Origin of the sequence: Alcanivorax sp. IL3 (assembly GCF_047495465.1) — a bacterium.
Lineage (GTDB): Bacteria > Pseudomonadota > Gammaproteobacteria > Pseudomonadales > Alcanivoracaceae > Alcanivorax > Alcanivorax jadensis.
The window spans coordinates 2,461,248-2,484,907 of the sequence record NZ_CP179931.1 but is presented as its reverse complement, the minus strand read 5'-3'; the positions used below and the strand labels follow the sequence as shown (position 1 = coordinate 2,484,907).

The 23,660-nt window shown below is 46.2% G+C and carries 19 protein-coding genes; all 19 read left to right on the top strand.

All coding sequences use genetic code 11. The features are described from left to right. Positions 1-20: 20 nt before the first annotated feature. The 19 genes from ACMG4M_RS11535 (at position 21) to ACMG4M_RS11445 (ending at position 23,519) form a co-directional block, all read left to right on the top strand. Entirely contained in the window at positions 21-1,046 is a 1,026-nt protein-coding gene (locus ACMG4M_RS11535) for an NAD-dependent epimerase/dehydratase family protein (RefSeq protein ID WP_414430034.1), read from the top strand. Between the two features lie 73 nt (positions 1,047-1,119). Beyond that, complete coding sequence (locus tag ACMG4M_RS11530) at positions 1,120-2,982, top strand: acyltransferase family protein (protein ID WP_414430033.1); 1,863 nt, start codon at positions 1,120-1,122, stop codon at positions 2,980-2,982. A 66-nt stretch (positions 2,983-3,048) separates the two neighbouring features. Beyond that, positions 3,049-4,326, top strand: coding sequence for a flippase (locus tag ACMG4M_RS11525; protein ID WP_414430032.1), 1,278 nt, complete (start codon positions 3,049-3,051; stop codon positions 4,324-4,326). 16 nt (positions 4,327-4,342) lie between these two features. Beyond that, entirely contained in the window at positions 4,343-5,338 is a 996-nt protein-coding gene (locus ACMG4M_RS11520; RefSeq protein ID WP_414430031.1) for a hypothetical protein, read from the top strand. Positions 5,339-5,341: 3 nt separating this feature from the next. Then, positions 5,342-6,220: a polysaccharide pyruvyl transferase family protein gene (locus ACMG4M_RS11515; RefSeq protein ID WP_414430029.1), complete on the top strand. Its 879-nt coding sequence runs from the start codon at positions 5,342-5,344 to the stop codon at positions 6,218-6,220. Continuing rightward, a complete protein-coding gene (locus ACMG4M_RS11510) occupies positions 6,220-7,293 on the top strand; it encodes a glycosyltransferase family 4 protein (RefSeq protein ID WP_414430028.1) in 1,074 nt (357 codons plus the stop codon). The genes ACMG4M_RS11515 and ACMG4M_RS11510 overlap by 1 nt, the downstream gene beginning before the upstream one ends. 36 nt (positions 7,294-7,329) lie before the next feature. Further along, positions 7,330-8,475 (top strand): glycosyltransferase, encoded by a 1,146-nt coding sequence (locus tag ACMG4M_RS11505; RefSeq protein ID WP_414430027.1) that lies wholly within the window; start codon positions 7,330-7,332, stop codon positions 8,473-8,475. Then, positions 8,472-9,692, top strand: a complete 1,221-nt coding sequence (locus ACMG4M_RS11500; RefSeq protein ID WP_414430026.1) for a glycosyltransferase family 4 protein — start codon at positions 8,472-8,474, stop codon at positions 9,690-9,692. The genes ACMG4M_RS11505 and ACMG4M_RS11500 overlap by 4 nt, the downstream gene beginning before the upstream one ends. Positions 9,693-9,696: 4 nt before the next feature. Further along, positions 9,697-10,365 carry a haloacid dehalogenase-like hydrolase gene (locus ACMG4M_RS11495; protein WP_414430025.1) on the top strand — a complete coding sequence of 223 codons (669 nt, stop codon included), beginning with the start codon at positions 9,697-9,699 and terminating at the stop codon, positions 10,363-10,365. Positions 10,366-10,408: 43 nt separating this feature from the next. Beyond that, a complete protein-coding gene (locus ACMG4M_RS11490; protein ID WP_414430024.1) occupies positions 10,409-11,125 on the top strand; it encodes a hypothetical protein in 717 nt (238 codons plus the stop codon). Then, on the top strand, positions 11,122-11,835 hold the full coding sequence (locus tag ACMG4M_RS11485) for a sulfotransferase family protein (RefSeq protein ID WP_414430023.1): 714 nt from the start codon (positions 11,122-11,124) through the stop codon (positions 11,833-11,835). The genes ACMG4M_RS11490 and ACMG4M_RS11485 overlap by 4 nt, the downstream gene beginning before the upstream one ends. A gap of 36 nt (positions 11,836-11,871) precedes the next feature. After that, positions 11,872-12,924: an EpsG family protein gene (locus tag ACMG4M_RS11480; RefSeq protein ID WP_414430022.1), complete on the top strand. Its 1,053-nt coding sequence runs from the start codon at positions 11,872-11,874 to the stop codon at positions 12,922-12,924. Beyond that, positions 12,921-14,105: a hypothetical protein gene (locus ACMG4M_RS11475; protein ID WP_414430021.1), complete on the top strand. Its 1,185-nt coding sequence runs from the start codon at positions 12,921-12,923 to the stop codon at positions 14,103-14,105. The genes ACMG4M_RS11480 and ACMG4M_RS11475 overlap by 4 nt, the downstream gene beginning before the upstream one ends. Beyond that, positions 14,102-14,941 (top strand): carbohydrate deacetylase, encoded by an 840-nt coding sequence (locus ACMG4M_RS11470; RefSeq protein WP_414430020.1) that lies wholly within the window; start codon positions 14,102-14,104, stop codon positions 14,939-14,941. Before ACMG4M_RS11475 ends, ACMG4M_RS11470 begins: the two co-directional genes overlap by 4 nt. A gap of 1 nt (position 14,942) precedes the next feature. Next, complete coding sequence (locus tag ACMG4M_RS11465; RefSeq protein ID WP_414430019.1) at positions 14,943-16,049, top strand: glycosyltransferase family 4 protein; 1,107 nt, start codon at positions 14,943-14,945, stop codon at positions 16,047-16,049. Positions 16,050-16,061: 12 nt separating this feature from the next. Beyond that, positions 16,062-18,038, top strand: coding sequence for an acyltransferase family protein (locus ACMG4M_RS11460; protein ID WP_414430018.1), 1,977 nt, complete (start codon positions 16,062-16,064; stop codon positions 18,036-18,038). Positions 18,039-18,992: 954 nt separating this feature from the next. Continuing rightward, positions 18,993-20,072 (top strand): UDP-N-acetylglucosamine--undecaprenyl-phosphate N-acetylglucosaminephosphotransferase, encoded by a 1,080-nt coding sequence (wecA, locus tag ACMG4M_RS11455; protein ID WP_414430017.1) that lies wholly within the window; start codon positions 18,993-18,995, stop codon positions 20,070-20,072. 213 nt (positions 20,073-20,285) lie between these two features. Then, positions 20,286-21,635: an oligosaccharide flippase family protein gene (locus ACMG4M_RS11450; RefSeq protein ID WP_414430016.1), complete on the top strand. Its 1,350-nt coding sequence runs from the start codon at positions 20,286-20,288 to the stop codon at positions 21,633-21,635. Positions 21,636-22,085: 450 nt separating this feature from the next. After that, positions 22,086-23,519, top strand: coding sequence for an MBL fold metallo-hydrolase RNA specificity domain-containing protein (locus ACMG4M_RS11445; protein ID WP_414430015.1), 1,434 nt, complete (start codon positions 22,086-22,088; stop codon positions 23,517-23,519). Positions 23,520-23,660 lie beyond the last annotated feature (141 nt).

Genomic DNA, 23,660 nt, shown 5'->3' with positions numbered 1-23,660 from the left:
ACACGGACAACGGAATCACCATGACAATCCGCTACCAACAGATCCAGCAAGACTTAACGGCCAATCCCAAAACCTGGCTGATCACCGGCGTGGCCGGCTTCATCGGCTCCAACCTGCTGGAAACCCTGCTGGGCCTCAACCAGACTGTCATCGGCCTGGACAACTTCGCCACCGGCCACCAGCACAACCTGGACGAAGTTCAGCACACCGTCACCGCAGAGCAATGGGCCAACTTCAGCTTCCTTGAAGGCGACATCCGCAACCTGGACGACTGCAAAAAAGCCGTCACCGGCGTCGATTACGTGCTCCACCAGGCCGCCCTGGGCTCCGTGCCGCGCTCCATCAACGACCCGATCACCACCAACCAGGCCAATATCGACGGCTTCCTGAACATGCTTGTGGCATCAAAAGATGAAGGCGTACAAAGCTTCACCTACGCGGCCTCCAGCTCTACCTACGGCGACCACCCGGGCCTGCCCAAAATTGAAGACCGCATTGGCAAGCCGCTGTCTCCTTATGCTGTCACCAAATACGTTAACGAACTCTACGCGGACGTATTCGCCCGCACCTACGATTTCAACACCATCGGCCTGCGCTACTTCAACGTCTTCGGCAAACGGCAGGATCCCAACGGCGCTTACGCCGCCGTGATTCCAAAGTGGACCGCCGCAATGATTAACGGCGATGAAGTGTTCATCAATGGCGATGGTGAAACCAGCCGAGACTTTTGTTTCATCGAAAATGTGGTCCAGATAAACCTGCTGTCGGCGACTGCTGATGCAGAATCAAAAAATCAGGTCTACAACGTTGCCCTTGGTGATAGAACGACACTGAATACCCTGTTTGATGCCTTGAAAACCGCCCTGGCAGAATCCGACGTCACCTACGACAAGTCGCCCAGCTACCGTGATTTTCGTGCCGGCGATGTACGCCATTCACAGGCAGATATTAGCAAGGCGACTGAGCTGCTGGGTTATTGCCCGGAATTCCGTATATACGATGGTATTGGCAAGGCTATGCCTTGGTATAAAAAAGATCTGACATAGGGTTTTCCATCAATTGATTCGAATTTAAATAGTCATCGTCTTAGCGTTTGCTGGGAAAATGGAAATAAGAAATATGCAGTATCGTCCTGAAATTGATGGCCTCAGAGCATTGGCAGTTCTGCCAGTCATTTTTTTTCATGCCGGAGTTGACTGGCTTTCCGGTGGGTATGTGGGCGTTGATATTTTCTTTGTGATTTCCGGGTTTCTCATCACGACTATTATTTACAGCGAGTTATCAGAGAAGAGATTTTCGATATTAAAATTTTATGAGCGCCGTGCTCGCCGGATTTTGCCTGCTCTTTTTCTTGTATTAATAGTTAGTACGGTAGTGGCAATTTTTACCATGCTTCCATACAAGCTTGTGACCTATGGTCAGGCTTTAGTGGGGACTGTTCTATTTATTTCTAATATTGTTTTATGGAAGCAATCAGGTTATTTCGCCACTGAAGCTGAGATGAACCCATTACTGCATACATGGAGTCTCGGTGTTGAAGAGCAATACTATCTGTTTTTTCCCTTGGGCCTAATGTTGATCTGGTGGATGAAGAGGCAGTGGGTAATTACATTCCTCGTCATTGCAGGGGTTGCTTCTCTTCTTCTTTCTGAGTGGGCATCGTCAAATATGCCTAATGCAAACTTTTATTTATTGCCGACGAGGGTTTGGGAGCTTTTGGTGGGCGGGCTCTTGAGTATTGTATTGATAAAGGGAAACCAACCAGGCAAGAAAACGGCTGAAACCATTTCGCTTGCCGGGTTGTTCTCAATAGCAATAAGCATTTTTTTATATGATAGCCAGACTCCATTCCCGTCATTTTACGCTCTTTTGCCTGTACTTGGATCTGCGGCAATTATTTATGCAGCCACACCTGACACCTTGACAGGGAAGTTGCTATCAACAAGGCCTCTTGTATTAATCGGTCTCATTAGTTATTCGGCATATCTTTGGCATCAACCTTTATTCGCATTTGCTCGTATTATAGAGCCTGGTGATGAGCCTGGCCTGAGTACCATGATCGCGCTGGCCTTTTTGTCACTAATGCTAGCGTTTCTTACTTGGAAGTATGTGGAGCAGCCATTCAGGAATAAGAAAAAATACAATAGAAATTGGGTGTTTGGTGCTTCTTTTATCGGTTCTGTGCTGTTTGTTCTATTGGGTGCCGGAATTTTGGGATCAAAGGGGCTGCTGGGACTATATTCAGAACCGGAAAGGAAAATAGTAGGAAAAACGATTGTCGAATATGGAAATTACGTCGAGGCGGAGTACAACAAGCTTACCGGCAAAGAGATCAGTGAAGATGATCGCGCACTTATAATAGTTGGCGATAGCTTCAGCCAGGATTTTTATAACATAGTGAGAGAAAGTAAGGTTTTTTCAGGTTACGAAATCTCAACACATTACGTTCCTGCGCGATGCCAGATTTTTTATGGTATCCCATTTTCAGAAGTCGCGAGTAACATCAATGAATCAGACAGAGAGATGTGTAAAAAGAGAATATTAAGCAAAGAGGACGTTGAAAATTTTAAAAAAGCAGACGTTATTGTTTTTGCTTTAAGGTGGGAGGCATGGTCGGCTTCATTGATGGGGCAAACTATGGAATCAATGGGCCTTACTACTAGTGATAATGTAATCATTGTGGGGTCCAAGCAATTTGAAAAGAGCAGGGCCAAACTATTGGCTCATTTTAGAGAGTATGGCCCCGACAAAAAAAGGCTTGTTGATGAAAAAGAAATTGAAATAAATAACATTCTCAAAGAAGAGTTAGATGGCTATGGTTTTGTCGACATTATTTCCGGTTATTGTGCGGGGGGGTGTCCGTTATTCGCGGAAGACGGCAGTCCAATATCATATGATGGGCGTCATTTGACAAAAGAAGGCGCTGTGGCGATAGGTGATTTCGTTTTTTCAGTTCAACCATTAGTAAGATTCAAGTTTTGATTTTGTAACTGAAATGAATGTTAAGGGTTATAATTTTCATCCATTGTGATGAGGTTTGAGACGTCAGTGAAAAGCAGCTTAAACAAAGTATTTGCAAGCGTAGGCTCATTAAAGCTGATTTCATTAGGCTTGGGCTTTTTAACGTCTATGGTTGTGGCGAGATGGCTTGGGCCTGAAAATTATGGCCATTATGTGTTCTTGACCTCAGTGATGTCGGTAATGGCGTTACCCTTGTACGGCGGCATGCCTGCACTTTTGGTAAGAGAAATAGTCAAGATCCGCATAGAAAAAAACTGGGCTTTGCTGCATGGCTTAAAAAAGAGAGTGTCCCAAGCAATAATTTTAGGATCGAGCATAATTTTTATTCTGCTTATTTCTTTTTTTATAGTTGATGCAGAGTTTGGCACTAAAAGCGCTGACTATCTTTTGTTAGTGGCTTTTCCCCTTGCTCCCTTGATGGCATTAAATGGTACACGATCAGCAATGCTTAGGGGGTTTAATAAAATTTTTTACTCCCAGGTGCCTGACCAAATAATTAAGCCCTTTGCCCATCTTTCAGTTCTTTCATTTTTGGCGTTTACCGGGCTGATGACGGTCACTTGGGCATTGACCAGTCTGATTTTTGCAACTCTTACTGCATTTATATTCGGGAGCCTGGTTTTGAAAACGCAGATGGAATCAGTTCCTACTGTTGCTTTGAAAAAATATGAAACCCTGGTTTGGTTAAAGTCTTTAATGCCTTTTACTGCAATTGCGGCAATTTATACCATAAATAATCAGGCTGCTATTTTGTTTCTGGGTTGGCTGTCAGAACCAAGTGAGGTGGGGTTTTTCAGGATTGCAGACAGGATGGGGCAGATTATTGTTTTGGCCCTGACGGTAGCAAATATAATTTCCGGCCCTCAAATTGCTAAATTTGCAAAGATGAAAAACTATTGTGGAATTGAAAAAACAGCTAGGCACTCTGTAAGGTTGGCGCTCGCTATTGCTAGCCCGGTAATAATTATTTATTACTTTTTTGGAGAGGCTCTCATCAAGTTGGCTTTTGGTAGTGAATACGAAGGGAGTGTTTGGATTCTTTTGATGATTATAGCCGTTGGCCAATTTGTAAATGTTTTTTTTGGTTCTGTTGGCAATGTGCTGAATATGACCGGTAATGAGCGGTTTAGTTTAGTCGGGATGATTTTAGGTTTGGTGACTAATGTTGTTCTGGCGGTTATTTTGATTCCAAAATATCATGCTATAGGTGCCGCATTAGCTTGTTCGGCAGGGATAATTGTATGGAATATTACATTGGCAGTATTCGTTAAAAGGCAGCTTAATATTCGAACTTTGGCTTTTTGAGATTCTTGGAAGGGTAATGAGTACATTATATTTACATGTGGGATATCCCAAAACAGCAACAACTACACTCCAAAAATGGGTGTTCCCGGATCTGCCTGATATAAAATATGTTGGGCGCACTTATTATGACAAAGGTCGATCCAGCGATGAGTCAACAATCATGTCAGCCACTCGACTTGTTGCTTATCGAGAGAATCCCGAAATAACTAAAAATGGTGCCGACATTCTCAGGAATCAAAGTCATGATTGTGACGTAATGATTTCTCTGGAAGGGGTTCTAGCTCAGTGCCTTGTGCCGACGGCAAACCTCAAGTTTGGTGGGAAAATAACGATAGCGCCTACAGCTAAAGAAGCATTGGAGCATGCAATAAAGTTTGCCGAATTATCAGGGTTTGATGATGTGAAGGTTATTGTGACTCTAAGAGAGCAGGGTGACTTGTTGAGCTCTTTCTTTGCTGAAGGTTATATGGATAGGTATAGCCGTATACCCAAAATTTCCACTTTCGAGAAATTCACCGACGATTTGTTGATACATAACCAGTGTGTCGATTCGTCGGTTGTAAATTATCAGGACCTGGAGAATGTCTTGATAGAGCTTTTAGGCGAACAGAACTATGTATTCCTTGGTTTTGACTGGTTAAAGAAAGACCCTGAGAAATTCTCAAAGGTACTTGGCGAATTTCTTGGTACAGACTACAGCGTTATCCTTGAAAGGATTGGCGCCGCATCTCCGGAGAATGTCCGGCGCGCAGTCAAAACCAAAACGTCATTAAAGATGAGAAGAAAGAACGCTCGATATTTTCTTGATCGAATAAAGAAAATTTTCTTGCCTAACGTGAACCTAGGCATTGGACGATTTCTTGGTCTGTGGCTTTCAAAAATAGAATATGGTCCAAAAGATTTTGAGCCAGATGCTCACGATATAGAAAGGATAAGAGAGTTTTATAAAGCTTCTAATCAGAAGTTCGCAGAAAGAAACCCTGAATTTATCAGTCTTATTGAAAATAGGTGAGTCATGAGCCAGATGCTGAAGCGATTAAAGAATTTACCTGTGAAAATGTCTCGGACCTATGCTGTATCCAAGTCTGATGATTACCTGGTGCTGCATTGGGCCAGAATGGGTGTCGTCGGAATTAACTGGGGTGATAAACTCAACCCGGTCCTTGCAAGGATGATATCTGGTAAGAATGTGGTTCATGCATTTGATGTATTTCCTGATGAAAGTCGGCCTGCACATTATGTGATTGGAAGTTCACTGGAGCATGCACAAAAAACCCAGTCTGTTGTCTGGGGAGTCGGATTTATCAGCGAAGATCAGGGTATCAATGTTGCTCCAAAAGCCGTCCATGCGGTTCGCGGCTATAAATCGGTGGCCAAGTTACGCTCTTTGGGTTTTGAATGCCCGGATGTGGTTGGTGACCCCGCGTTATTACTTCCAAGGTATTACCAGCCCCGTGAAATTGGCAAACGATATAAAGTAGGAATAATTCCCCATTGTTTTGAGCTGGATATGCCAGCTGTTCAGGAAAAAAATATTCCTGATGATTGGCTTGTTATTGATATTACGGGGGGGGTGTTTGATGTTATTGACCAAATATTTGCCTGCGATGAAATCATTTCATCTTCGCTGCATGGCTTGATTTGTGCCGAGGCATATGGAATACCTTCGCAGTGGATCAAGATGTCAGATAGGCCTGTAGGTGACGGCTTCAAATATCATGATTTTTATTCATCAATTGATAAAGATGTGGGTGACCCAGTTGTCATTAATTCAGCCTCTGATTTAAAGAAACTGATTGGAAAATCGATCCCGGCTGTTTCGAGAGAAAAGCTCTCTTTGCTATCAGATCGTTTGTTAAACGCCTGTCCATTTTGGCCTGAATCGAGAGAGTGATGCGTTCAGAGGCAAGAAAGTTCATTTATCTTATTGAGCATTGGAAGCCGCCAGGTACCCAAGGCTCGACAGGAGGAACTTTATACAATTATATGCTCGTTTCTGCGCTTTCAAAGATTGGAAGGGTGGAAATAATGGCAGTAAACGTTACTGATGGGGCCTTGCCGGCTAACGTTACGTTAACGCATATAAAAGAACCGAAAGGAAAGTTTAAAGGCCATAGAGCATTTTATTGGCGCGGTTTTCTGCTCTCGGCCCTTCCAGAAAAAACGGAAGGCGTTACACTGATAGCAACGACCTCAACAAATGCTGTTATCCCTGATGCAAGAAGAAAAGGGTTTACGGTTTTTTCAATAGTTCAGGCATATGAAGATTATGGAATCAAGAAGCCCGGCTCAGGTTTTTTAGAGAAGATTCGTTCTTTAAGAAAACTGATTTTTACGGGGCAGATTTTTAAGCGCGGTTTGATGTCAGCAGATTATTTGGTTGCTAATAGCAATTTTATAGCTTCCAGCCTGGGCTCTGATTTGGGCGTAACTGCAAGGCCCTTCCTTCTCTATCCTCCTATGACGCTTGAGCCGAATTTTGACTATCAATTTACAGAAGAAGCCTCCAGGTCAGTTGGTTTTGTCAATAGAGCAGGGAAAAACCTTGCTTTCATACTTTTGTTGGCTAAAGCGACGCCACAAAAAACCTTTTTAATTTATGGTCATGAAATACCCAATACAGTTGAGTTACCGGAGAACGTAGTTTTTGTCGGCTGGGCTTCAGACAGGATCAAGATGTTCAGGAGTGCACGAATCTGGCTGATGCCATCCCTGTGGTGTGAGCCGTTTGGGCTAGTTGCAGTAGAGGCAATGTCTCAGGGTTGCCAAGTTGCCGTTTCAGATAAGGGTGGCCTTCCTGAAGCAGTGGGTGAATATGGAAAAATATTTTCCTGTTTTGATGTCAGTATGTGGAGCGATTGGCTATTGGGCGATGCTAATAAAACCCCTGATATCGGTCTTGATAGCCACCTTAAAAAAATATCAATTGAGCAGTTTGAAAAGACAGTGGCTGATATTTTTACATGAATGTATTACTTAAGCTGCCCTTAAGGTGCTATCACAATGGAATTTGATTCTTCAATTGTGCCAAAGATAGCTGTTTTCTTGCCTGACCTTAGGCCGGGCGGTGCGGAGAAGCTACATGTTGACTTGGCTCACGCTTGGGATTCTCAAGGAGTTGAAACCGTATTTTTACTGAGAAATGCGAATGGTTCTTTGCTGAACTCGATACCGGTGAGTAGTGATATTATAGATTTTAAGTCGCCAAGGGTTCGTGATGTTCTGGTTCCTCTTGTTAAATATCTTAAAAATAGTCCACCTGATGTCTTGATAGCCGCAATGTGGCCACTAACTGTAATCGCCCCCATTGCTGCAAAAATAGCAAACTTCAAAGGCAGAGTGCTGGTAAGCGAACATTCCCCACTTTCAATAGCTTACGCGCATAAAGGAATCAGACATAGGCTTCTTCTAAAAGCCACAATGGGCTTTTTTTATCCTTTAGCCGATAAAAGAATTGCGGTATCAGAAGGAGTTGCCACAGATATTGCGACCCTATCCATGATGAAACGCGGTCAGTTTGATGTGGTAAACAACCCTGCTGCACTGGGTAATGTTCGCCCTGAGTTGCCTCCACCAGAATTGCTGCGAACACTCGATGGCCCGGTTTTTTTAACTGTAGGAACGCTTAAAGAAGTCAAAAAACATGATTTATTGATCGAGGCATTTGCCCTTGTACCGAAAGAGCTGAATGCGTCACTTGTGATCTTGGGTGATGGGGCATTAAAGGAATCTCTGATATCACTCGTAAATAAGCTGGGTCTGGTAAACAAAGTTTTTATGCCAGGCTTTCAGGGAGACACAGGCCCTTGGTACGCAAATTCTGATTTGTTTGTTCTTTCATCAAGTTACGAGGGTTTTGGAAACGTTATCGTTGAAGCGCTCGAGTATGGTTTGCCGGTCGTGAGTACTGATTGTCCAGTAGGGCCACGTGAAATTCTTGATAACGGTCGCTACGGGACGCTTGTTGAACCGGATAACGCGGTTTCACTCGCGAAGGCGATGGTCGAGAAAGTTGCTGAAAAGCCACAACGTTCTTTACTTAGATCTAGAGCCAACGATTTTTCTATTTTCAAGATTTCAAATCGCTATCTTGATTTATGCTTTCCTGAAAGATCAATATCGGCTGGCTATACGAGTGAAAAAAAGTGAAAGTTTTATATATTACCTACAATGGAATGACTTCCCATATCGGTCGGGCCCAGGTTTTCCCGTATTTGAAAAACTTGGCTGAGAAAGGTCACGATATATATCTTATAAGCTATGAAGACGGCGGCGCCGATGAGAGTGCAATTGAAATAGCTAAAAGTGAGACTGCTGAATCAGAAATTCACTGGCTTCCACAGCATTATTCATCCATGACTGGCCCCTTGGCAAAAATAGCAGATTCTCGTTCATTACAGAGTGCAGTAAAGAGTGCCATTAGGAAGTATGGTGCTTTTGACCTGATTCATTGTCGCAGTTATGTCCCTGCCGACTCTGCCTTATTGGCCAAACGGCTAACAGGGGCTCGCTTTTTATTTGATATGCGAGGTTTTTGGCCAGATCAAAGGGCTGAAGGAGGGCGCTGGCCACAGCATAAATGGCTCTATAAGTTGCTTTTTATCTTGTGGAAAAAGAAAGAGGCACGTTTCATCAAAGAATCCGATGCCATTGTGACGCTAACAGAGGCCGCACGTTCTGAGATAAATAAATGGCCAAGTTATAACGGGGCACCTATTTCTGTTGTTCCATGTTCTGTAGATTTGAATCAATTTCGCATATTGCCTGAATCAAACCGAAAGGAAATACGATCTTCTCTTGATATACCCGCTGATGCGTATGTGTTTTTGTACCTTGGTTCACTGGGCTCAGTCTATTTGCTCGATGATATGATCCGCTCCTTTTACGAGATTAAAAAAAGGTTGCCCGCTGCTATTTTTTTACTTGTGGGGCAAAGAGCTGAAGACTTTTTAAATAGAGCAAATGAAATCGGTATATCATTTGAAAAAAATACTATTCGAAGCGTCAAGGTACCGAGAGAAGAAGTCCCTGCTTTACTAAATGCAGCTGACGTCGGTTACTGTTTCATCAAGCCGGGCTACTCTAGCCTTGGTGTTTCCCCTACTAAATTGGGTGAATATTTGGCCTGTGGGTTGCCGGTTATATGCAACTCTGGCGTTGGCGATGTCACTGAAATTGTTGAACGAAGTTCATCAGGCCTGGTGCTTGATGGGGATTTGGCTGATGCAACTATTACTCGGTTTAGTGAAATAGAAAATTTATTGAAAATAGATCGTAATACCATCCGTTCCCGCTCAATGGAGCAGCTGGATCTAAAGAGTGCGATCAATACCTATCACGAAATTTATCAAAATATTTGCGGTTAGCGCTATGAAGCGAATCGTCGTTTTCGATGTTTGTAATACTCTGATTAATGAAAACACCACGGCTGGGTTTGTTTCTTTTTATATTACTCAGAGATGTGGTTGGAGAAAAAAATGTGTTTTGAAGGCTATTAGATACCGGTTTTCACCATTACGCATACTCCTGGCTATCTTGTATCGTCTGGGATCTCCTGACTACCCAAAAAAGATATTGGTGCGCCAGCTCCGAGGTGCAACAAAGCATGAGTTAGAGTCTGTTGCAGTACAGTATGTGAATTCAGCCCTGGATAATCTGAAAATTGATACTGTGTGGAGCTTGTTGGAAAATGAGAAGAAAAGAGGGTCATTAATCCTTCTTGCATCAGCAAGTTTGTCTGTAGTGATAACAGCGCTGGCCAAAAAAATTGACGCTATTCCATTTTCTTCAGAACTGCTTTTCTCAGAAGGTATTTGTGCCGGCTCAATAGGAAAAGACCTGTCTGGCAGAAAGTTTACGGTAGTTAGTGATTATATTGCTGGCCCCGAAAAAAAATGGCTAGTGGTCTATACAGATAATGTGTCCGATTTTTCTCTCCTTCAGAAAGCGGATGAGGGATACGCTATTTGCACCGCCAAAAGTAACGGACTTCGAGCCAAATTGTTGCCACCAAAGGTGAAGTATGTTTCCGCAAAATAGGCTGCTAATCCAGATACCCTTTTTGTATCTGGCTACCACTCGAATGAATACAATGAAGGGGTTGGTGTCAAACGCGGCTACAGCCTGGTTGCCTGGTATTTTTATCGTCATGGCTTGGGGGGATTATCCACTACCACTTTCTGTTATTTATTACCTGGCTTCCTACCTGGTGTTTGTGTCGATTTACGAGGTTGGCTATTTGGTGAACGATACATTGGGGACTCGTTATGATGAGACCCCTCGCCATCGCTTGGCATTTAGACCATCCGCAGCTGAAATCGCATTCTTTATTGTTGTTCGTATAGTAACGGCATCTGCTATCGCTTGGTATTTATCAATATACGAGAGTGTTGCGTGGCAAGTTGCTATCTTGGCTTTAATTATTGTTATATGCATACACAACACAATCTCTTCTTCTGCATTGAAAGCAGCCAGCTTTATACAGATGTCGACGTTACGTTTTGTGATTCCAGTGCTGCCCCTGATTCGTAGTGATTTAACTCCATATTTATTACTAATCGGAATTTTCCATTTTGTTTATCCCAGATTTATTACTTATCTTGATTCCAAGGGTAGGCTCAGCATACCGGAGCGAAAGACGGCCACATATGGGCTTCAGTATCAATTGATTTTAATGCCCGTATTTATCTTGTTATCAGCGATGTCGTCGAGTTATCTGCCTGGCCTTATCTGGCTTTACTTCCTTCTGTTCCAGGCTTTCCGGTTTCTTATCGAGAAAAACAGGGGAAAGCTTTCATGATTACCCCAAAAGACCGGATTCAGATAACTCTTAAGAATCTCGAATTTTCTTTTAATTACCACTTACTGCTTGCTAAAACGCCATGGCTCGCCAAGAGTACGAATCCATTCATCCCGGCTTTCGATGATAAATCATTGATTTTCATTCATGTGCCGAAAGCAGCTGGGTCCAGCGTTTCTTCTGCCTTGTTTGGTGGTAATACTGGTCATAAACCGATAAGCCGATTTTACGCACACGACCCCATCAAGACACGAAATTACTTTAGTTTCTCTTTCGTTCGCAATCCCTGGGATCGACTTTGGTCTGCCTATCGTTATTTTAACGCAGTCGTTGGTCAAACTGCACACCGGGATCATCGATGGGCCACAAAAATGCTTACGGGTAAACCTGATTTCGAATCTTTTGTTCTGGGCCTCAATCAAAAGACCTATCGTAGCCATATAAAAAAATACGACCATTTTCGCGATCAGGCGGACTGGGTATGCGTTGATGGCAAGATGATGGTTGATTTTGTTGGTCGATTCGAAACTCTTAACAGCGATTTTTCGTATATCTGCCAAAAAGCTGGTATTGACGTTCTAGAGTTAAAAAAGATCAGGGCGTCATCCAATGATGTGAATTATAAGCACCAGTATTCCCCACGACTGGCTGCTATCGTTGAAGATGTCTATCAAAAAGACATTGAACTATTTGGGTACTCGTTTGATTAATTCATGATATTGGAATATCCAGGACCGGCATATTAAATGATTGTATATTTAGGTATTTTCTTTGTGGCTGCTTTTTTTTCAGTAGCTTTACCCGGCCGCCAATTAAATTGGCTGCTGGCGTTGATGTTTGGCATTTTTCTTGTTTTTTTTGCAGGCACGCGCTATTACGTTGGCTGTGATTATGTTGGTTACTTGCTTCGTTTTGAGAGAATCGACTCTTTTTGGAGTTGGGCTGAGTTGTTCGCGAGAGAAGAGCCTGGCTTTAATGGCCTGATGTCTGCTGTGAAAAATTCCGGCATTGACTATGGTGGTTTTATCCTTGTTATGTCCAGCATATACGTTTTTTGTATGCTGCGTTTCTCTTCATTGGCTCTGTCTCCCTTGAAGTTCCTTGTGCTGGCGTTGCCCGTATTAATGATTCAGCTTGGCATGTCTGGCATGCGGCAAGCGATGGCTCTCGGGTTTTTGATGCTTTCTTTTGTCAGTTTTACCAATGAAAAGAAAGTGATGACTGCTATTTGGGTAATAGTTGCTGCACAGTTTCATACGTCAGCCATCGTTTTTCTCCCCATGGCTTTTCTTGCAGGCAAGCACCTTTCTCTAAAAAGAATTCTTGCGGGCCTTATTGTTATGGGCCCAATTGTGATTTTTTTAATACAAGATCGTATCGGGGTCTACAGTGACCGGTATATTGAGCAGATCCATGGCGAGAATTCTGCCTCAGGCGCATGGTTCCGCTATGCGCTGGTTTTGCTGCCGTTCATTATGCTTGCAATATGGTATCGACAAGTTGAGGAGCGCTTTCCTCGTCATATTGAGCTGCTTCGTCTCTTCATGTTGATCACGTTTTTTCTGGCACCCGTTGGTTTTCTTTCCAGTGTTGCCTTACACCGGCTTGTTTTTTACGTTATGCCGATTAGTATTATTACGCTTTTGTGTGTCACAGACACCTTGGCCTATATATCACGCTATCGTCTCTTCCCATTATCATTTCCTTTTATAATGTACGGTGCATATATTCTTGTGTGGTTTTCTTTCTCTTCGAAAGCTTCTTCATGTTATGTCCCTTACCAGAGCTGGTTACTATGATTCCTGCGTTAAATAAAGTCGACGTTGTCGTTCTGGGGGCCTCTCCAACAGGCCTTTATGTCGTTCGTGAGTCTGCTCGATTCGGTTGTCGGGTGGCGATAGCCGATATCAATCCCGGATGCGCGTTTCATTCCAAATTTATTGCTTCTGATGATAGATTTGAAGCTGATCTAGAGAGCATTGAGGCTTGGCTATTATCCTTTCCTGAGGATGTGGATAAAAAGCCATTGCTGGTTCCAACCAGCGATGTTTTTATTGAGTTTATTATAAAAAAATTCAGGTTACTTTCTAGCAGATTTAACGTTGCTCAGTCTTACAGTGGTTTAGCCGATAAGTTGCTTGATAAAAAACAATTTCACGATCTATGCGCCGAATTCAATGTTGATACTCCCGGTGTCTGGTCCGCTCCTGATAAACAGTCCTTGCTTTCCTTGTTAAAAGAAATTCCTTTCCCTTGCTTGCTTAAACCAACCTTAATACATCGTGCTCGTGAATACTTGAGGGGCGAGAAAGTTCTGATCGCCCGATCCAGTGATGAATATATCGAGTTAGTAGAAAATATGCCTGATGGACTGGGCGGCTGGTTAGTCCAGGAAATTATTCCTGGTCCGGAATCCGAAATAACCTTATTTGGTGCTTATATGGATTCTAGTGGCATCCCACGTCAGTTTTTTTCGGCTCGAAAATTGCGGCAATATCCTCCGGGTTTTGGCTCCGCATCACTTGTTTCAAGTCAGCGATGCAAAGAAACTGAGCGCAAGTCAATCGACTTTTTAAAGAGTATTGGCTTTCAAGGTATTTGCGGTGCTGAATTCAAACTCGACAGCCGTGATAAAAAGTTGAAAATCATTGAAATCAACCCTCGTCCAACTCTCTGGTTTCAGATTTCATATGATGCAGGAAAGAAAATTGTTAGTGCCATGATTGCAGATTTGCTTGATAGGGATTGCCCCGAGGAGGTCTCTCAAAATGAATCAGTTAAGTGGCGTTATGCCTTAAAAGATGCCTACTCTCGGTTCTTCTATATGCGTCCGCCCTCAAATTTTGTTCTTCCTCCCGGTGAAATTCCGCCCTCCAATGGTTCGGTTAAATCTTCTTGGCCTGTTTTTTCTTTTGATGATCCCAGGCCTGCTCTTTTTGAGCCTCTTGGGTATTTGAAGAAACTTTGGGGGCGGTTTTGAAAAAGCGACTAATTATCAATGCGGATGATTTTGGTTTAAATGACGCAGCTACGGATGCTATAGCTGAGTGTTATCTGAATGGAACAGTAACCAGCACTACCATGATGGTTAATTCTCCCGGTTTAGCTCGGGCTGCCGATTTTGCTATTTCCAATCCTGGATTGGGTGTGGGCTTGCACTTCAATCTAACTTGGGGGAGGCCGGTATCAAAAGCTGAAAAAGTGCCTTCTTTGGTTTCCCAGGACGGCGTTTTTCATAGTCGAGACGTTCTGGCAAAGAAATTACTCTTGAGACAGGTTCCAGTTAAGGAGATTAAGGCTGAGCTTGAGGCACAATTAGATCGATTTCGGCAGTTAGGTCTTGAGCCCTCTCATATTGATAGTCATCAGCATGTGCATGCGTTTAACCCGGTTTTTTCATTAGTGGCTAATAGTTGCCGAAAATTGTCGATACCGATCCGTGTGCCCTGGGTGTCATCTGAGCCTAGTGCGTCCTTGGCCCGTCGACTACGTAGGCTCGTTCTTAGGTGGCTCCTGTACAGGTCAACGCGATCATGGAATAAAAAGTTGATATGGAATAATCAACTGGGAAGTGTATTTGATGTTTCATCTTTGGGCCTGCCGATCAGGGATGATCATTATCGCTATATTCTTTCTCATTTCGAGGGTGGGGTTTTTGAGTTGATGGTCCATCCTGTTACAAGCTCTTCAGCTATGGATGGTTTCACAGGAATTGGTGAAATATCTGAATCTGAGTGGGCCTATCTACGGCAGCGTAAAATTTTAACTATAGTGAAAGAGCTTGATTTCGAGTTAATCACTTATAGGGATATTTAAAATGAGAGTCTTGCTCTCCTCGAATACATCCTGGTATTTGTATAATTTTCGCAAGAGCACAATCCGTGCATTGCTTGACGAGGGTCATGAGGTGATCTGTCTGTCACCACTCGATGAATTTAGTCATCGACTTGAGAGTGAGCTGGGGGCTCTGCACATAGCATTGCCTATGGATGGAAAAAGTACAGGTCTGTTTGTTGAACTTGTCAGTGTTTTCTTTATATGGAAGACGCTTCGTCGTTATCGCCCGTCGTTTGTTTTTAATTTTACTATTAAATTGAATCTATATTGTGGCTTGGCCTGTATATCACAAAGAATTCCATTCGCTAATAATATTTCTGGGCTTGGTACTGCTTTTATCCACGACTCATGGCTCTTTCGTCGTGTTAGACAGTTGTATGGTTGGGTTAATCGTCATGCTCGCCACCTGTTCTTTCAAAATGATGAAGATTTAGCTGTATTTCGAGATTCAGGACTTCTTGGTGATACGTCTTTCACGCTTTTACCTGGATCCGGGGTTGATCTTGATTATTTCGCTTTTCAGCCTCTCCCTAAGGGGGTTGTGACATTTGTTATGATAGCTCGGCTCTTGGGAGACAAGGGTGTAAGAGAATATGCCGCAGCATGCCGTTTTTTGAAGCAGCGCCAGGCTTCTGTTCGCTGCTTGTTGGTTGGTCCTCTGGGCGTAAGTAACCACAGTGCCATCAGTGAAGATGAGGTAGCGAGGTGGCATGAGGAAGGGATTTTGGATTACAGAGGCCAGACTGATGATGTGCGACCCCTGATCGCGGAGTCTCATGTGCTGGTTTTACCGTCATACCGTGAGGGGATGCCTCGCACCGTCTTGGAAGCTGCTGCCATGGGGCGCCCAGCCATCGTAACCGATGTTCCCGGCTGCCGGCACGCGATCGACGTTGATAAAACAGGGTGGCTTTGTGAGCCCAGGAACTCGGATTCACTGGCTTCGCAGATGCTCACAGTGGCTGCCACTAAACTGGATTCTCTTCAGCGTTCCGGTGATGCTGCTCGCCAGCGCATGGAGACTTCTTTTAGTGAGCTTCGAGTGGTTCGGGCCTACCTTGAATGTCTTGTAGTAGAAGATAACTAGGAATTATTACGCGTGACTATTTCATATCGGCCTGAAGTCGATGGGCTTCGCTTTATAGCTGTAATGCTTGTCATTTTACATCATTTAGGCATTCCAGGTTTCGGCGGTGGATTTGTTGGCGTTGATGTTTTTTTTGTTATCTCCGGTTACCTCATTACTTGTGTGATATTGAATGAGGCTAACGGTGGTTCCTTCAGTTTTGGTCGTTTCTATCAGCGCCGTGTGATTCGGCTCGCCCCCGCTTATTTTCTGGTCCTTCTGGTTACCAGCACTGTCGCTAGCATTGTAATGCTGCCTTCTGAACTTGTTCATTATGCTAAAAGCGTTGTGTATTCAACGTTTTTTGCAGCTAATTTTTTTATGTGGGACGTGGTTGGAGGGTATTTTGGCACTGGGGCTGAAACCACTCCGTTGCTTCACTTATGGTCTCTAGCGGTTGAGGAGCAGTTCTATTTATTGTGGCCTCTAGCCTTGCTGTTTTTTAATAAATTTATTACTTCCCGAAAGTTTATGCTGGGTGCGATGCTTTCCGCCTTCGTGCTGATGTTGTTTCTTTCTGAGTATGGCGCTTTGCATTATCGTGCAGCAGCTTATTATTTGATGCCTACTCGAGCATTCGAGTTGTTGCTGGGTGCGGTGCTTGTTTTTCTTCCTTCAGCAAGGATATCTTTGTTACCTCGCCTTGTTTCTGTGGGTTTCTCTATTTTAGGAATAGGGTTGATTATCTACAGTGCGGTTGCTTTTAGTGACGATATATTGTTTCCGGGAATGAATGCCCTAATTCCTTGTCTTGGTACTGCCTTGGTGATTCTGTTTAGTGACTCCGATACTCCGGTGACCAGCTCACTACTCACTAATCGACTATCTGTAGCAATCGGTAAAGTTTCGTATCCCGCTTATTTGTGGCATTGGCCAATGATCACCTTTCTGAATATCTATCTAGTAGATATTTCTTTCCTCGTAGCGCTTTTAGTAGTGTCCCTTACATTTCTTCTGTCAATTCTTACCTACCGATTAGTGGAGCTTCCCGCAAGGGAGTATCGTAAATATAAGAACAGCTGGGTGATCGCTGGGGGTTTTCTTTTTCCTGCATTGCTGTTTTCTGCATTTTCTTTTTTTGTCATGACAAAAAATGGGTTTCCTTCTCGCTTTGATGACGCTTTAAATGTAAAAGCAGAAGCGGTAATGACTCACGCAGATCAAGTCAGGGGGCGCTGTAACGAGGGTCCTGTTATGGCTCCTCTTTCTACTGAAAAATGTGTTCTTGGTAATAATGATAGCGAGGTGTCTATCTTGCTAGTGGGTGATTCACATGCCAACCATTTTAGCGGTATGGTCGATGTTCTGGCAAAGGATGCGGGTTTACGTGGTTATGATGTTACTCGAAGCAATACGGTTTTCTTGGTAGGGGTTGATCGTTATTTTACCCGTGGTGATGAAGTCGTTAAGCATGCTAATTTTCGAAGCCGTAATGACTACATTGAGAATGAGCTTCTGCCACGCCAGTATCCCTATGTAGTGCTTGGTGGCAATTACGTGGCACATCTAAGAGGCATTTTTGGCCGTGATTCAGTTATCTCACACGAGCGAGGCCGAGATGTTTTTGTAAGCGCGCTATCCGAGACTGTCAAAAAAATAATCAGCCATGGCTCTATTCCTGTCATCATAAAGGGGAGCCCTGTCTTCGGCCATGATATTTCCAGGTGCACACTCAATAATGCTCGCTTTGGCAATACTGAGTCTTGTGAGATGCCGAGACAGGGTTTTGACATGAAATCCAGTGATTGGAATGACATTCTGAATGACCTAATGACGACTTTTGATGAGATTATTGTAATTGATCCTTCCTTGGTAATGTGCGACGAGCACTTCTGCTATTCTGAACTTTCTGGTGTTCCCCTGTACAAGGACTCAGGCCACCTTAACTACAAGGGTTCTGAATTGATTGGAGAGTTGTATCTCGATCGTTTAGGGAACCCCTTTGAGTGATTCTTTGTACCATTTAAAATTCACGTTGCAGTGATCTGATATTTTATCTTCGTTGGGATTCTTTTCCGTTACTGAGTCTGGTCTGCTTAAACAAATTTTGATTGCTATCTGGTTTTTCTGTGACTCTCAATTTTTCTGCTGAGTCGTTAAGGGTCATATCCAGTTCCTGTTGTTGAGGCGTTTACTTCAGCAGTATTGGCCGGTCATATGAGTGACCCGTTTTGAGGCATTAGTTACTCAATAATGAAGCAATCGTTAGTGGGGCGTAATTCCATATCGGGCCCTGCTTGCTCTTGAGCGCGGTAGGAATGCTGAGAATAGCTATATCCAGCTTGTTGCAGGGTGGAAATGGCGCAAAATATTCCACTTTTACTGACTCTTAATTCTTTGCTCCTCTATAGAAAAATTCTCATGGTCATCTGTCTGGCACTTTTCTTGCTTATTCATTAAATATGTTTGCCCGTTTAGTGAAGTCAAAGCTGGCACTGTCTTCCGTCGCTAATCGGCGATTAGTAGTAGACCCGTGGCCCATTCTCCAGCATTAGGCCCTAGCTTGGACATATTGACACTCTTTCTTAGCGCGAGGCCGAATAGAGAGTGGAGGGTCTTGTCTTGAGGGGTCAAAGAGCGGCGGCCAACAGCTGAATGCTAGCTTTTGAAGGCTTGAGAGTGCGGTTTAACCTTGCGATAGGGTGAGCTGAGTGTCCCGAGGGTTTAATTATTTCAGCTTAGGTGTGGTTACGAATATTTTCTTGTTTTTTCGGCTTTGTAGATCTCTACCCTATTTAGGGGGTTCTTTAAAAGCAGTGTGGCTATAAAGTTACTGTAATTTTTTCGTCATTGAGTAGTGGTTCACTGACTTACCGCGTATAATCATTTTCGTTTTTGGCGCCTGGAATTTGGGGTGGGGGATGGATTTCTCCTCTCAACAAGTGCCAGCTCTTCTGAATAGGCATGGACATGGACGCTGCAGGCACTTCCATTTTATCAGCTATCTTCGCTCTTCTTTCCATGCGGATGCTTATGCCATTCGCAGTCAAAATGCGGCTGGTTGATCAACCGGATCAGCGCAAGCTCCATAAAGGGGCTGTTCCTTTGGTGGGGGGGCTAAGTGCTTTTTTCGGCGTTTGCCTCGGCTGGCTATTGGGTATGCCCCTGTCTTCTGGCTACGTAATTTTTCTTATTTGTGCTTCGCTCCTGGTCCTTTTAGGCGCCATTGATGATGCCCGCGATTTGCCCGCGAAATTGCGATTGTCCGCACAGGTTTTGCTGGGGGCAGTGTTGGTTTACGGCTCCGGTGATTCTTTGGAGTCACTTGGGAATCTGTTTGGCCTGGGTGTGATTGAACTGGGTGTGCTTGGGCCATTGGTATCTATTGCTGCAGTGATTGGCGCAACTAACGCCTTTAACATGATTGATGGTATTGATGGGCTGGCGGGTAGCCTCTCCCTTACGGCACTGTTGTCACTGGCGCTGCTTTTTGCGAGTGCGCCAGGGCATGATGCTGGTCTCGCATTGGCGTTGGGCTTGTCTTGCGCCTTAATGCCCTACCTGATGGCCAACCTGCGTATTCCTCCTTTCAAACGTCGTATCTTCATGGGGGACGCGGGCTCCATGTTTATCGGGTTTGCCATTGTCTGGTTGATGATGCAGGGTGCGCCACTTGAAGGTGCTGCTTTCCGGCCTGTCACGGCGCTCTGGATTATTGCCATTCCGCTGATCGATATGGTGGCCATCATGTTCCGGCGTGCCCGCAAGGGGCAGTCGGTAATGCGTCCGGATCGGGAGCATCTACATCATATCTTTATACGTGCTGGTTTCAGCGATCGTGAGACGCTGGCGCTGATTACTTTTGTCGCCATGCTGTTTGCCGGTTTCGGGCTGCTGGGAGAGTTTCTGCAGATTCCCGAGTGGGTGATGTTTGCGGCCTTTGCGGTGGTATTCGCCCTTTATGATTACGCGCTGAGCAATGTGTGGCGCTTGCTTGCGTTGTTTCGTCGCAAAAAGGCAGGCAAGACGCATCTGGCCAGATAGAAGCCGCTGCCTGTTACAAGCGAAGGCGAAGATCAGGGTCAAGTTTCACAAAACGGGCTTCTGCCCAGTGTCTTCGCCCTATTCGCCATGCAAGCATGGCTCCTGTAGTGAGGGGCTTGCCATGGCGACTGTTTACTTGCACTCTCTCGTCTATTCGGTTGTTGCATTCAAGGAATACCATCCTGGCTCTGCCCCCTGATTATTAGGCCTCTTGTGTCCGGTTCCTCTCTCTTTCGACGCCTGCAAAGCGACATCGGTTTATCGTTCCTGCGCACTTTTGTGGCCCGTGGGGTTGCGGCTTTGGGCGCTGTGGCGCTGTTGTTGGTGGTCGGGCGTTTTCACGGGCCGGAAGGCGTGGGTGCGATGGCGTTGGCCCAGGCGGTGTTGATGGGCGCCTCGCTGATGGCGCGCGGTGGCATGGATAACGCCTTGATGCGCTTCGTGGGGCAGGATCATGGCTCCATGCATGTGTTTCTGTATTTGCGCTGGGCGATGCTGCAGGGGCTGGCGATCGGCTTGGTAGTAGCGGCCTTGCTGGTGGGGCTGCGTGGCTGGGTGGAAGGGCTGTTTGCGTCTGCTGGGTTGGCGGATATGCTGTTGGGCTTCGCGTTGGCGGTGCCTGCATCAGTGTTTGCCTTTCTGCTGGCGGGATTTTTCAAGGGGGTTCGCATGCCGGCTACGGCCAGCATGATGGAAAATGGCTCGGTCTCTCTGTTTACGGCGGTCTTTCTATTGATCTGGTTTAGTCTGGCCGGAGAGCTGGATTATGCGGCCATTGGCTGGGCGTATTTCGTGGCAGCCACCCTGGTGGCCGGGCAGGGGGCCCTTCAGCTTGGCTTGTGGCTGCGGCCCAGGCTAATTAATGGCGTGGCGGAAGGTCCGGCGGTGTCACGTGGGCAGTTTCATATAACCTCACGGGCCTTTTTTGCATCGACGTTCGCCAACTTTATGCAGTCTGTGTTGGCAGTGATGATTGCCGGCTGGTTGCTGACGGATGCGGGGCTGGGCTTATTCAAGTCTGCTCAGCAGATCGGGATGCTGATCGCGTTTGTGCTGGTTGTCATTAACGCGATATTTCCGCCACGGTTTGCCGCCCTCTATCATCAAGGTAAGCACTCAGAACTAAATCGCCTCGCTCGGCAGGGGGCGCTGCTGGGCATCATCATTGCGATGCCGCTGCTGCTGATTTGTCTGATTTTTCCGGGCTGGGTGCTGCATTGGTTCGGTGAGGATTTCACCCAGGCGGCCGCTCTGCTACGGGTGATTGCCCTGGCCCAGCTGGTGAATGTGGCCAGCGGATCGGTGGGTTTTCTGCTCAACATGACCGGCCATGAAAAGCTGATGCGCAATATCGCGCTAATCTGTAATGCCCTGGGCCTGCTGGGCTTCTGGGTATTGATTCCTCCCTTCGGCCCCATGGGGGCGGCGCTGGCGCTGGCGTTTGTGCTGGTGTGTCAGAACCTGGTGGCACTGGTGTTTGTCTGGCGCATGCTGGGCATCTGGACGTTGCCTTGCCCCAATGTGCTGGCGATGCTGGGGATGCGGACGCTGGCGAAGGATTAAAAGCAGCTTTGAGCTGCCAGCTTCGAGGAAAATTAAAGGCCAAGAGCTTCGCGATGCAAGCATAGCTCCCACATGGGGACGCCGGTATGCCGCTGTAATGTGGGAGCTATGCTTGCATGGCGAACCCCGTGAGGGTTTCTGTAGGATGTTCCCTTCCAGGGGACGAACCGCGTAGCGGGGGATGCCGTAGCAGGGGCAAGCTACAAGCCTCAAGCTGCAAGGAAGATCAAAGGCACAGGCGTGGAGCGCTTTTTCGTGGTGGAACCACCACTCCTGCGGGGAGCAAAATAGCTTTGAGCTTTGAGCTATGAGGGAAATTAAGGTCAAAAGCCAAGATAAAAAGCGGGGCTCACTCTGCCTTTGATTTTCCATGTAGCTAGCTGCTGTTTTTTTTGATCTTCCTCAAAGCTGACAGCTCACAGCTCAACGCTGCTTTTCAAAGGATTGAATATGGATTGTCGTGATGACCGCCAGGATGGCGTGTTTCCATATGTGGTGCACCATGGTGCGGTGCAGGGTGTGACAGGCTCGGCCCATGAGTGGGTGGTGAGTGAGTCGGCGTCGGTGCTGATCGACTGTGGCTTGTTTCAGGGCCGTGATACCGGCCCGGCTGGCGCGTCGGCGTCGGACCTTTCCATTGATTTTGATATTTCCCGGATACAGGCGGTGGTGCTGACCCATGTGCATATTGATCATGTGGGCCGGTTACCCTGGTTGTTTGCAGCAGGCTATGAAGGGCCCGTGTTTTGCAGTGAGCCTTCGGCCCGGTTGTTGCCAATTGTGCTGGAGGATGCCTTCAAGCTGGGGATTAGCCGGCAGCCGGATCAGGTAGAGGCATTTCTGACGCTGCTGGGGCAGCGGCTGGTGCCGGTGCCGTATGAACAATGGACGGCGTTGCCTCTGGTGGGGGCGTCGGCATTTATTCAGTTGTTGCCGGCGGGCCATATTCTGGGCTCGTCGTCGGTGTCTTGTCGGAACTCAAAGGGGCATGTGACGGTGTTTTCCGGGGATCTGGGGGCCCGCCTGGCGCCGATTCTCCGCCCGGCGCAGTCGCCGTACCGCGCTGATTGTCTGGTGATCGAAAGCACTTATGGGGACCGTATGCACGAGGGCAGGGCCACGCGTTCTGCCCGGCTGGAGCATGCGCTGGTCAGGGCCATGGAAGACAATGGAACGCTATTGATCCCGGCTTTCAGTATTGGTCGCAGCCAGGAGCTGTTGTATGAGCTGGAAGGCCTGATTCATCGACACCGCAGTTCGCCTGTGAATGACGGGTTGGACTGGGAGGCGCTGCCGATAGTGCTCGATTCGCCTCTGGCAAGCCGGTTTACCCGGGTGTACCGGGAACTGGATGATTTCTGGGATGCGGAGGCCCGTGAACGGCTTGACCAGGGGCGCAAGCCGTTAGGGTTTGAGCAGCTGCTGACGGTGGATGATCACGATGCCCACATGCGGATGGTGCGCTACCTGGCAGAGAGCGCACGGCCGGCGGTGGTGATTGCGGCCAGCGGCATGTGTGCGGGTGGGCGAATTATGAATTACCTGAAGGCCATGCTGGGCGATGCTCGGCATAACTTGCTGTTTGTGGGGTATCAGGCCCTGGGGACGCCAGGGAGAACGATTCAGCAGGAAGGGCAAGGCGGTGAGGTGGTGCTGGATGGCGAGCGTTATTCGATTTCCCTGCCGGTGACGTCTATCAGTGGTTATTCCGCCCACGGGGATCAGCAGGATTTACTGGATTTTGTGGCCAGGATGCAGGAGAAGCCGGATGAAGTGCGCGTGGTGCATGGCGATCCCGACGCCAAGGAGGAGCTGAAGGCGGCTCTGGAAGTGCGTTACGACCGGTGGGCGTTGCCGGTAAGAGTGTTATGTCCCGGAGGGTAAAACCTGTTGTCACGGGTCTGCAGACGAGAAGAGACGTGTAAACACGGAGTTTGGTTGTAGTTTGGTTATCACTTGCAGGCTCGCTATTGCGGTGAAGGTCTTGTCTGCTCTGGGACTGCCGGGCCGAACCCAATCGTTCTT

Excerpts from the sequence above, each read along its gene's own strand:
- ACMG4M_RS11535 (WP_414430034.1), top strand. The coding sequence starts at position 21 with ATGACAATCCGCTACCAACAGATCCAGCAAGACTTAACGGCCAATCCC.
- ACMG4M_RS11530 (WP_414430033.1), top strand. The coding sequence starts at position 1,120 with ATGCAGTATCGTCCTGAAATTGATGGCCTCAGAGCATTGGCAGTTCTG.
- ACMG4M_RS11520 (WP_414430031.1), top strand. The coding sequence starts at position 4,343 with ATGAGTACATTATATTTACATGTGGGATATCCCAAAACAGCAACAACT.
- ACMG4M_RS11515 (WP_414430029.1), top strand. The coding sequence starts at position 5,342 with ATGAGCCAGATGCTGAAGCGATTAAAGAATTTACCTGTGAAAATGTCT.
- ACMG4M_RS11510 (WP_414430028.1), top strand. The coding sequence starts at position 6,220 with ATGCGTTCAGAGGCAAGAAAGTTCATTTATCTTATTGAGCATTGGAAG.
- ACMG4M_RS11505 (WP_414430027.1), top strand. The coding sequence starts at position 7,330 with ATGGAATTTGATTCTTCAATTGTGCCAAAGATAGCTGTTTTCTTGCCT.
- ACMG4M_RS11495 (WP_414430025.1), top strand. The coding sequence starts at position 9,697 with ATGAAGCGAATCGTCGTTTTCGATGTTTGTAATACTCTGATTAATGAA.
- ACMG4M_RS11490 (WP_414430024.1), top strand. The coding sequence starts at position 10,409 with ATGAATACAATGAAGGGGTTGGTGTCAAACGCGGCTACAGCCTGGTTG.
- ACMG4M_RS11485 (WP_414430023.1), top strand. The coding sequence starts at position 11,122 with ATGATTACCCCAAAAGACCGGATTCAGATAACTCTTAAGAATCTCGAA.
- ACMG4M_RS11480 (WP_414430022.1), top strand. The coding sequence starts at position 11,872 with ATGATTGTATATTTAGGTATTTTCTTTGTGGCTGCTTTTTTTTCAGTA.
- ACMG4M_RS11475 (WP_414430021.1), top strand. The coding sequence starts at position 12,921 with ATGATTCCTGCGTTAAATAAAGTCGACGTTGTCGTTCTGGGGGCCTCT.
- ACMG4M_RS11465 (WP_414430019.1), top strand. The coding sequence starts at position 14,943 with ATGAGAGTCTTGCTCTCCTCGAATACATCCTGGTATTTGTATAATTTT.
- wecA (WP_414430017.1), top strand. The coding sequence starts at position 18,993 with ATGGACATGGACGCTGCAGGCACTTCCATTTTATCAGCTATCTTCGCT.
- ACMG4M_RS11445 (WP_414430015.1), top strand. The coding sequence starts at position 22,086 with ATGGATTGTCGTGATGACCGCCAGGATGGCGTGTTTCCATATGTGGTG.